The sequence below is a fragment of the Pseudomonas sp. DrBHI1 genome (assembly GCF_002205115.1).
In the GTDB taxonomy this organism is placed as follows: domain Bacteria; phylum Pseudomonadota; class Gammaproteobacteria; order Pseudomonadales; family Pseudomonadaceae; genus Aquipseudomonas; species Aquipseudomonas mosselii.
The window spans coordinates 13,204-14,558 of the sequence record NZ_NIBE01000117.1; the positions used below are offsets into that span (position 1 = coordinate 13,204).

Annotated in this window: 2 protein-coding genes; both read left to right on the forward strand. The window is 66.1% G+C overall.

The genetic code is table 11. The annotated features are described in order from the left end of the window. Window positions 1–737, forward strand: a 737-nt coding sequence (locus CC207_RS22410; protein WP_256582232.1) for a winged helix domain-containing protein, incomplete at its 5' end; no start/stop codon positions are given. Next, window positions 730–1,164: a GNAT family N-acetyltransferase gene (locus CC207_RS22415; protein WP_028692399.1), complete on the forward strand. Its 435-nt coding sequence runs from the start codon at window positions 730–732 to the stop codon at window positions 1,162–1,164. The genes CC207_RS22410 and CC207_RS22415, both read left to right, overlap by 8 nt. Window positions 1,165–1,355 lie beyond the last annotated feature (191 nt).

Here is a 1,355-nt window from a genome sequence, read left to right on the forward strand (position 1 = left end):
AGGGCGACGGCACGCGCAACTGGAAAGTCGGACAGATGTGCAACAGCGACAGCGCGCTGATCGACCACGCCGACCTGCGCATCCTGGCCGACTTCGAGCAGAGCGAAGAGTGGACCCTGGAGCCGGGTGACATGCTCTACCTGCCGCCGCGCCTGGCCCACTACGGCGTTGCCGAGAGCGAGTGCCTGACCTACTCGGTGGGCTTCCGCGCCCCGAGCGCCGCCGAAGTGCTGACCCACTTCACCGACTTCCTCGGCCAGTTCCTGCCGGAGGAAGAGCGCTACAGCGACGCCGACGCCCAGCCGGTCAGCGACCCGCACCAGATCCAGCACGACGCCCTCGACCGCCTCAAGGCGCTGATCGACAAGCACATGGCCGACAAGGACCTGCTGCTGACCTGGTTCGGCCAGTTCATGACCGAGCCGCGTTATCCCGAGCAGGTGGTGGGTGAAGAGCTGAGCGAGCAGGAGCTGCTCGACTACCTCGGCCAGGGCGCCATCCTGATCCGCAACCCGAGCGCACGCCTGGCCTGGTCGGAGTTCGGCGACGACCTGTTGCTGTTCGCCAGCGGTCGCAGCTGCCCGCTGCCGGGCAAACTGCGCGAGCTGCTGAAGCTGATCTGCTCCGCCGATGCCCTGCACAGCGAGAACCTTGGGCAGTGGCTGGAAGACGAAGACGGCCTGATGCTGGTACAACAACTGGTCATGCAAGGCAGCCTGGGATTCGCCGATGAATAAGATCAGTGTTCGACTGGCCGACTGGCACAAGGACAACGCCGACATCCACCGTATCCGCAGCGCCGTGTTCGTCGCCGAGCAGCACGTGCCGCCGGAGCTGGAATTCGACGCAGAAGACCCGACCGCCGTGCACTTCCTGGCCATGGAGGGCGACTACCCGATCGGTACCGCCCGCCTGCTGCCCGACGGCACCATCGGCCGGGTCTCGGTGCTCAAGGACTGGCGCGGCCTGCATGTGGGCGACGCGCTGATGCGCGCGGTGATCGTCGAGGCGCAGAACCGCGACCTCAAGCAGCAGATGCTCAGCGCCCAGGTGCACGCCACGCCATTCTATGAGCGCCTGGGGTTCCGCGTGGTCAGCGAGGAGTTCCTCGAGGCTGGCATTCCGCACGTGGACATGGTTCGCGACTCGCGCGAGATGGCCTGAGCCATCACGTTGGCCTGCTCTTTTAGGAGCGGCCTTGCCGAGGCGTCGGCAAGGCCGCTCCTACAGGGTTACGCCCTACCCCTCAGGCAATCACAATCTGCCCATCCCCCACCCCCTGGGCCGAGATCCCCACCAGCGTCACGCTATCCCCCCCGAACTTCAGCACCAGGTCATTGCCAACCTGGCTGGCA

Bases quoted from the DNA above. Each gene is read 5' to 3' on its own strand.
- CC207_RS22415 (WP_028692399.1), top strand. From the start codon at position 730: ATGAATAAGATCAGTGTTCGACTGGCCGACTGGCACAAGGACAACGCC.